Genomic DNA, 8,796 nt, shown 5'->3' on the forward strand with positions numbered 1-8,796 from the left:
ATCACATACCTAAGGGTTACCTCTACGCCGCCATCGGCTTCTCGGTGGTGATCGAGGCTTTTAATCAACTTGCACTCCGCAATCGCAGAAAATGGGCGGCCTCGATGCCGCGCCGGCGGCGCACGGCTGACGCGGTGTTGCGGCTTCTCGGCGGTGTTCCTGCCTCGCCGCCAGCCGCGGCGCGCCAGGACACGAGCACGCTGATCCCGGAGGGACAGAAGGAGGAGGCGTTTGCGGCTGCCGAGAAGGGGATGGTGCGCGGCGTTCTGACGCTTGCCGACCGGTCAATTCAGACAATTATGACGCCGCGGCCGGAAGTGAGCTGGATCGACCTGGACGATTCCAAGGAGGGCGTGTTAGCGGAGGTGCGTGAGAGCGCGCATCGTCAGTTTCTCGTGAGCCGTGGATCGATCGATGAGGTCGTAGGCATCGTACGCAAGGAAGATATCCTGGAGCTTTGTCTCGACGACAAGCCTTTTGACCTGATGCAGGTCGTGCAGAAACCCGTAGCGGTGCACGAGGACGCCTCGATTCTCGACACGCTCGAGATGTTCAAGAGCGCGCCCGTTGAGATGGCCTTGATGATCGATGAATATGGAAGTCTGCAGGGGATCGTCACGCAGACCGATTTCCTCGAGGCGATTGCGGGCGACCTGCCGGAGGCACAGACCGAAGAGCCGGAGGTGAAGGAGCTAGTGGACGGCTCATTGCTTATCGACGGTGCGATCTCGATCTACGACGCGCAGCAGCGGCTCGGCCTGGACATGCTCTCGGCTGGCGACTTCAATACGCTTGCCGGGTTCGTTCTCCGCGTCTTCGGCCGCATACCAGCGGTTGGTGAACGCATCGACTGGCGCGGTTGGAGCTTCGAGGTATCAGATATGGACGGATGGCGGATAAACAAAGTGTTCGCACGGCGCGTTGGTGCGGAAGGCGAATCATCTGTGGTGGATAACTTTGACACCTCATCCCCAGATGCTTGATACCGTCCCACCCTGCCTAAACAGGGGTTGTCCTCTCTCGAAAGGGGCAGCTACGGTCGCACCGCGAGAGGGAGAACGCTCTCCCACTTTCACGGTGCGTCCAAGTCCATCTTTTGCCGGATACCGTAACGCCGCTCACACGGCCATACTTTGCATCAACGGAGCTCGAACGGTCACGCGAGAGCTTCGGAGTCAGGTATAAAGCACCATCAAAGGACACAGTACCATGAACGAAATCATGACTTATGTATTAGCAGTTGTGGGCTTCCCCGGTGCAAGCAGATGGTGGTTGCCCCCGTGCTATGCGAAGGGTGCGGTCGATGAGGATGAACGACGATCAACACCGCTTTCTCCTAGCAAGGATACCGGATGGAGCAGGTTCCGCATCCTTACCAGGTTTGTAGGCTGCCATCGTGAGCACAAATTGAAAGTCGACACGCGCCGTGCCCACAGCAACCGCTCGCTACGCACCGAATACAAGACTTGCAGCAGCAAGGCGCGCAACAGGCGCTCCGGGGCGATCGAGGGTCGGCCTTCGATGGCATACATCGCATCGAGCTCCGCCGTCATGCCTGCCAGCGCCTCGTCCACGATGGTTCGGACCGGGCGCAACGGATGCGAGGGAGGCACCCGATCCTCCAGCGACACGTAGCTGACACATCCCGTCTTGACGATCATCTATTCCACGCACCGGATTGTCCTCCCAAGACCAACGTTCGAGAGATCTGATCGTCATACCACGTGAAAGTTCGACTTTTTCAACAGCCTGCTAATTAACACCAATTTGCGGAAGATAGCCGGAAGGATTCCGAACAGCGGAATCGGTCAGGCTATAGGCCGACTCCTGATGTAAGCGGGTCGGCTTTTTTATTGACTCGGCGACAGGCTGCCGGACAACCGGGCATCGCTCAGGGGTCCGGTGGAACGTAGGCCAGCAGGAGTCCCTTGAACGGATCGTGCTGGCTTTTGTGTTTTGTGGCTCAGTCCCGGGAGATTGCGTAAGACATATGTTGTTCCACTACCCGCTGCTGATACCGTTGGCGCCGCTGGCGGCAGCCCTGCTGACCGCTCTACCGAGCCGCCTGATCGGCGAGAAGAACTACCGCATCGGCGCGCTGGCCCACGCGGTGGCCTTCGGACTCGCCGTGCTGGTGCTCTTCCAGGTCGCCGCACCGGGCCACGAGGCGATCCGACTGCCCCTCTTCCCATCGCCGTGGAGCGGCGTGCAGTTCGCGCTCTCCATCGACCGGCTGGCCGCCGTGATGATGGTGTTGATCTCCGGGATCGGCACGCTGCTTTACCTCTATTCGATCCGGTACATGCAGCAGGAGCGGGGGCGAGCCCGGTACCAGACCTTGTTGGCGTTCTCGATCTCGACGCTGCTCTTCATGGTGTCCAGCGCCAACCTGGTGATGCTCTTCTTGTTCTGGCAGCTCCTGAGCTGGCTGCTCTCGCTGCTGGCCTACAACTATACACATCCTCCCACGGTCCAGGGCGCGTTCAGGACGTTCATCATGCTGCGGGCGGGAGACGTCGCGTTTCTCGCGGGTATCGTGCTGGCCTATCACCTTTACGGGACCGTGGAGTTCTCGCAGTTGTTTCTTCGGGCCGCCGACGATCACACCACCCTCTCGCTCTGGTGGCCCGGCAGCGGACTCGAGATCACCGGCGCCACCGCCGTGACGTTGTTGATCTTTGTCGGGGCCATGAGCAAGTCGGCCCAGTTTCCGTTGCACATGTGGCTGCCCGATTCGCTCTACGCGCCCACGCCGATCCACGCCCTGCTCCACGCGGGCATCATCAACGCCGGCGGGTTTCTGTTGAACCGCCTCGCCCCGCTGTACGGCCTCAGCCCGACGACCCTGCACGTCGTGTTCGGTGTCGGCCTGCTCACCGCGCTGCTCGGCGCCTCGATGATGCTGACCCAGAACGACATCAAGAAGACGCTGGGCTACTCCACGATCGGCCAAATGGGTTACATGATGATGGAGTGCGGACTGGGGGCGTTTGCCCTCGCGGTGTTTCATCTCATCGCGCACGGTCTCTTCAAGGCGACGATCTTCCTGAACTGCGGCAACGTGATCCATCTGGCCCGTCAGGAACCACGGGCGCCGCACAAGGCCGACGCAGGAGCGCCAATGGATTTTTCGGCCGTCACCTGGGCGACCGGATTCATCACCTCGCTCCTCCTCCCGCTGATTATTGTGCTGGCCGCGCACGGCGTGTTGCAGATTCCCTTATGGGATTCTGACGGCCTGGTGATTTTTCTGTTCTTCAGCTGGGTGACCTCATCCCAGGCGATCCTGACGCTCTATCGCCTCCGCGCGATCGGCTCCTGGAAAGTGGCGGGAATCATGCTGCTAACGCTGGTGTTGGTGATGTCTACCTACTTGCTGGCGGCGGAACGATTCACCCACTTTCTCTATCCGGCGCCCGGCGACGTGATCGCTTATCTCCATGCCGCCGCCTTGCCGATCCTGTTGTTCGACGAGATGGTCGTGGCCACGGCGCTCTTCGTCACCATGGGTTGGATCGTGATCTACGCTAAGAGCCACGGTCGCTCGATCCATTTGCTGGGATGGTTCAACGCCGTCCAGATCCGAAGCTACCTCTTTTTCATGAACCGGCTCTATTTGGACGGCCTCGCGCTCAGGCTCCGCCAAGGCTTCGGGCGGGTGATCAATCGGTTGGATCGGAGCAGGGCCCTCTTGCCGGTGGTCGCGGCAATCGCCCTGGCCCTTGCCGTGGCGCCCGCGATGACGCACGCGGGAATGCTCTCGATCGAACACGTCGCCCTCGTCTGTCTGGTCGCGCTCATGCTTCCGCTTTTTCCGGGGCATGGGCTCTATGTGGCGGCCCTGACCCGGTTGCCGGGATATGCGCCCATTCTGTCGGCGGTGCTTTTGCCGGTCGCGGGGCTGTACGGGTTTGCCGGCTTGCTTCCCGACCTGCCCGCGGAGCTGCTCGACGGCGTGAGTGTGCTGGCCGCGTTCGGTACCCTCTACGGGTCGATCAAGGCGCTGGCCCAGGTGCGGGTGGCCCGCGTGGTGGCCTACGGCGGTCTGACACTCTACTCCATCCTCTGGTGGCATCTGGCTGTTGCGCGGACCGTAACTCCGCAGGCGATCGTGTACGCCGGTTCGGTGGCCCTGGTCACTGTCGGGCTGCTCGTCGCGTGGCGTGCGGTGCGCACGCGGTACGGTGATCTGGCGCTCGACCGGATCGGCGGGCTGGCGCGGCCCATGCCCCGCTTTGCCGTACTATTTGCGCTCTTGGTGATGGCGGCCGTGGGGCTGCCTCCCTTCGGGTTGTTTTCGGGTTACGTGGCCATGCTGCTCCACCCGTCGATCGTGATTTCCCTGGGTATCTCCGTGGGGCTGACGGTCATTTTGGCGGCCTGGTTTGCGGCCTCGTGGTACACGTTCACCTTGATGCAGCGGGTGCTCTTCGGCCCGCACCGTTCGGATCTTCTCTACGACGATCTGCGCCCCGCGGAGCTCGCCCCGTTGGTGGTGGTGCTCGTGCTCCTGTTGGCCCTGGGTCTTGCGCCGCACGGGCTGGTCGATTTCTTCGGCGCCAATGCCCTGACGGCCTGGAACGTGCGATGAACCCCGTGGAACAGACCACGTCCTACAGCGACACGCAGCGGGCGCAGCTCCGGGCCGTGATCCTGCTCTCGAGCGAGATCATCGCCCCGTACTGGCCCATGCGCACGTTCGTCCATCACAATCCGTTGCACGGATTGGAAGAACTCCACTTCGACGAGGCCGCGCAACGGGGCCAACGGGTGTTGGGTGGCAAGGGGTATCTGTCTCTTGAGGTGTTCCGCGATTATGCCCGCTCGGGCCGGATTCTTCCCCGGCACATCGACGCCGCGCTGAAGCCGCGTGTGCACGACAAACAGGTCACGTTGGGTGCTCGCCGGATCACCGACTTCGACGTGCTGCGGGCCCGGCTGCTCCACGGTCTCTCGGCGCCTCCGGTGGACGTACTCGACGCCATGATCGCCCGCCGTCCGGATCGAGCCGTGATTACCGCACTCGCGGATCACCTCTCCCGCGGCCCGGCGGGGGGCGGCCACGCGCAGGCGCGGGAGAAGGATGACGATCCGGCTGGGTTCGGCCGCCACGCCACGCTGGGGTCCTGGTGCGATCGCAGGTTGGGCACCGACATCACGGCCCGAATCAACCGGGAAATGATCAAATGGTGCGAGGCGTTCCTAGACGAAGACCATGCGGCTTGGGCGATGCCCGGCCGGGAGAGGGGTTTCTACGCGGCGTGGAGGTCGCTGGCCGCGTTGGAATGGTCGCCCTGCGGCATCACCCGGAGCCGCCGGAAGCTCGCGCGCTTGCCGGCTCATCCGGAGGACGCGTTGCTGGACCACCTGGCCGCGCTCAGTATTCCGCCCGAATGGTGGCAGGACTATCTTGCCCGGCATTTCGCGGCCCTGCCCGGGTGGGCGGGCTTCATCAAGTGGCGCGCGGATCAAACCGACTACGAGTGGCAACACGCGTATCCCGTTGATCTGGTCCAGTACCTTGCCGCGCGCCTCTGGTACGAACGCGAGTTGGTGCAGCGGGTTTGTCGAGCGGAACTCGGCGTCGACGGGAATGTCCAGGCGATCCGGGGTGCGGCGGCATCGAAGGATGCGCCGAAGGTGGACCGCGCCGGGCTTGACGTTCGGTCCGGGTCGTGGCGGCTGGTGGAGCTTGCGACCGCGTTGGACATCGCGCCTTCGGTGCTGATGGATACGGCGCCGGACACGCTCAAAACCTTGCTGGACTGGCAGGACGGCTTTCCCGAATCAGAACATGGGCCAGTGTGGTTGAACGCGTTCGAAGCCGGCTATCAGGAGCAGTTGCTCGAGAAACTCCGGCCCAATCTGGTCAAGTCGCTCTCGGCGACATCCGTCCGCCCGCAATCGCAGGCGGTATTTTGCATCGACGTGCGCTCCGAATCGTTCCGGCGTCACCTTGAAACCGTGGGCGACTACGACACCTTCGGCTTCGCCGGATTTTTCATCGTCTTCATCCGGTACCGGGCCATGGGCCGTCATCACGATACCGATCAGTTCCCGGTGATCATGAAGGCGAAAAACACGGTGCGTGAAGTGCCCCGGGTTTATCAGAGCCAACTGCTCTTGCGGCACCGGACCGGCACCAAGCTGCTGCACGCGGGCCACGAGCTCCTGCATGATCTCAAAGAGAACGTTGTCACGCCCTACGTCATGGTGGAGTCCTTGGGCTGGTTCTACGGCCTGCCGCTGATCGGGAAAACGGTGTTCGCCTCGTGGTATCAGCGGGTGGCCGCCCGGCTGCGAGGCCTCTTCGTGCCGCCGGTCTCCACCAGCCTGACCGTGGACAAGCTGTCGCAGGAGGAGGTCACCGAAATGCTGGTCGCCGAACAGCGCGGGATCATCCGCCGCGCCCTGCAGGAGCGGTTCGGGGACCGCGATCTGAATCTGTCGCTCGAGCGGCTGGAGTACCTGCGCAAACGGGCGTTGGACGAGAGCCAGGGATCGCTGTCTTCCGAAGAAGAAGCGGCGTTCATCGAGGTGTTGCGGGAGCAGTACCGCATCAATCCCGGCGGCGCCTTCGCGCGCATGGAGCGCATCACGCGCACGGGATTCACCCCCACGGAGCAGGCCTTCACCGTGGAAACCGCGCTCCGGATGATGGGGCTGACCGAGAATTTTGCCCGTCTGGTCCTGTTCTGCGGCCACGGCAGTACGTCGGAGAACAATCCCTTCGAGGCCGCGCTCGACTGCGGCGCCTGCGGCGGCAATAAGGGCAAGCCGAATGCGCGCGTTCTCGCGATCATGGCCAACAAGGCGTCGGTGCGCGAGGCGCTGGCCAAGAACGGCCTCGTGATCCCCCAGGACACATTTTTCATCGCCGGCCAACACGACACCACCACCGACACGGTCGAGATCTTCGATCTGGAAGACATCCCGCACACGCATCTCAACGACCGGCAGCGGTTGGATCGCGATCTGGCCGAGGCCGGCCTTCGGAACAGTCGGGAACGGTGCGGTCGATTCCCCGAACTCTCGTCCACACTCCCGCGCGCGCAGGCCGCACGGGAGACCCGTCGGCGGAGCGGCGACTGGAGCCAGGTCCGTCCGGAGTGGGGTCTGTCGGGCAACGCCGCCTTCATTGTCGGGCGTTCGGAGCTGACTCAGGGGCTCGACCTCGGGGGGCGGGCCTTTCTCCATTCGTACGATCATCGGGGAGACGAGACCGGCCGGCTGCTGGAAATCGTCATGACCGGGCCGCAGATCGTGGGCCAATGGATCAATATGGAGCACTACTTTTCCACGGTGGATACGGAGGTCTACGGCAGCGGCAGCAAGATCTACCACAACGTGGTGGGACGGTTCGGCATCATGTCCGGGCCCCAGAGCGATCTCCGCACCGGCCTGGCCTGGCAAACCGTCATGGACGGACCCCGGCCGTATCATGAGCCCATGCGGATGCTCACCCTGATCGAAGCGCCCCGGGAGCGGATCCTCCAGATCATCGGGCGCCACCGGATCCTTCGGCAGCTCTACGACAACGAGTGGGTCCGCCTGGTGGCGCTTGACCCGGACCAGGGAATTTTCTTTTACTATGTGCCGAAGCAGGGATGGACCCCGGTGGGCGATGGCGGCCCATCGCTTCGAACCGAAACGATCTGACCAGGAGAACACCGCATGGCCGGCCTCGGTCCTTCATCCCATGAAGGAAATCAGGATCATCATCCAGGGCAAACAGGTCAAGTTCGTGGCCGATTTGCTGGACAGCATCAAGGCGACCGGGTACACGATCTTCCACAACATTTCGGGCAAAGGCCATCACGGCTTTCATACCGCTCACCCCATGTTCAATGAAATGGACAGCCCGGTGATGCTGGTCACCGTGGTCCCGCAAGAGAAAGTGGAGCCGATTTTGGCCGGCTTGAAGCCACTGTTTGATCGGTATGCCGGTGTGATACTCGTCTCCGACGTCGCTGTCAGCCGCGCCGAATACTTTTCCGGGCCCTCCGACAAGCGGTGACCAGTTTCGGTCCCGTTGGGCGCGCGTGCCCGTGGTCCCTTCCCACGGTCCGCGCCGACGATGTCATGGGATTCTCCCCGGCACCCCGGCCGGCCTTGGGCGAGTGGAACAGACGAATCGCCTATGGCGCAAGAAATAAACGGTGTCACAAGATATCGGGCGTGTTCATACCCCTCCCTGCCCCTGATGAGAGGCCGCTGCGGATGAGCTCGCCGGCCAAGAACTGGAGATCCTCAAGCCGATCGCGAGGTCATTGCATATCCCTGATCACACGCCGTGTGTTGCTCGAGCTTTAATAGCCGCCCCACCCTGCCTGAACAGCGGTCGTCGTCTCTCGAAAGGGGCAGCTATGGTTGTACCGCGAGAGGGGGATCGTTCTCCCGCTTTCACGGCGTGTCCAACTCCATCTTCTGCCGGATATCTTAACGCCGCTCACACGGTCATACTTTGCATCAACGGAGCTCGAACGGTCGCGCGAGAGCTTCGGGACTAAATATAATTTACCATCAAAGGAGACAGTACCATGAACGAAGTCATGACCTACGTATTAGCAGTGTGGGCCTCCCCGGTGCAAGCAGTGATTGCTTTCTTGATCTTGGCCGGCGCAGTGTTCTGGCTATACAAATGGACCCAGCATGAGCCTCGAACGCCGCACACTGGAAAGCACATCGGCGAGGCTGACCCACGCCGAATGCCGTTACCCGTCAGGTAGCGACGAGCACGGCTCGTGAGGTATCCGGCTGCCTACCGCGGTTGGCCTGGCAGGGGTCGTTCCGCCC

The 8,796-nt window shown here is 62.4% G+C and carries 4 protein-coding genes and 1 pseudogene; 4 read left to right on the top strand and 1 reads right to left on the bottom strand.

Annotation, left to right across the window (positions count from 1 at the left end; all coding sequences use genetic code 11):
* The coding region (locus tag M3461_10380; GenBank protein ID MDQ3774726.1) for a hemolysin family protein at positions 1-983 on the top strand (983 nt) is incomplete at its 5' end.
* Between the two features lie 450 nt (positions 984-1,433).
* Here M3461_10380 and M3461_10385 read toward each other — a convergent pair.
* Positions 1,434-1,661: pseudogene (locus tag M3461_10385) on the bottom strand (transposase).
* A 329-nt stretch (positions 1,662-1,990) separates the two neighbouring features.
* On the opposite strand from M3461_10385, the gene M3461_10390 reads away from it, so the two are divergent.
* Genes M3461_10390 through M3461_10400 form a run of 3 tightly spaced genes read left to right on the top strand, consistent with a single transcriptional unit; the run spans position 1,991 to position 8,017 of the window.
* Positions 1,991-4,591, top strand: a complete 2,601-nt coding sequence (locus tag M3461_10390) for a hypothetical protein (GenBank protein ID MDQ3774727.1) — start codon at positions 1,991-1,993, stop codon at positions 4,589-4,591.
* 5 nt (positions 4,592-4,596) lie between these two features.
* Complete coding sequence (locus tag M3461_10395) at positions 4,597-7,659, top strand: DUF2309 domain-containing protein (GenBank protein ID MDQ3774728.1); 3,063 nt, start codon at positions 4,597-4,599, stop codon at positions 7,657-7,659.
* Complete coding sequence (locus M3461_10400; GenBank protein ID MDQ3774729.1) at positions 7,625-8,017, top strand: DUF190 domain-containing protein; 393 nt, start codon at positions 7,625-7,627, stop codon at positions 8,015-8,017. The genes M3461_10395 and M3461_10400 overlap by 35 nt, the downstream gene beginning before the upstream one ends.
* Positions 8,018-8,796 lie beyond the last annotated feature (779 nt).

The sequence above is a fragment of the Pseudomonadota bacterium genome, assembly GCA_030860485.1.
In the GTDB taxonomy this organism is placed as follows: domain Bacteria; phylum Pseudomonadota; class Gammaproteobacteria; order JACCXJ01; family JACCXJ01; genus JACCXJ01.

What these genes read in the sequence shown, in the direction of transcription:
- M3461_10390 (MDQ3774727.1), top strand. Translation starts at nt 1,991, where the DNA reads ATGTTGTTCCACTACCCGCTGCTGATACCGTTGGCGCCGCTGGCGGCA.
- M3461_10400 (MDQ3774729.1), top strand. Translation starts at nt 7,625, where the DNA reads ATGGCGGCCCATCGCTTCGAACCGAAACGATCTGACCAGGAGAACACC.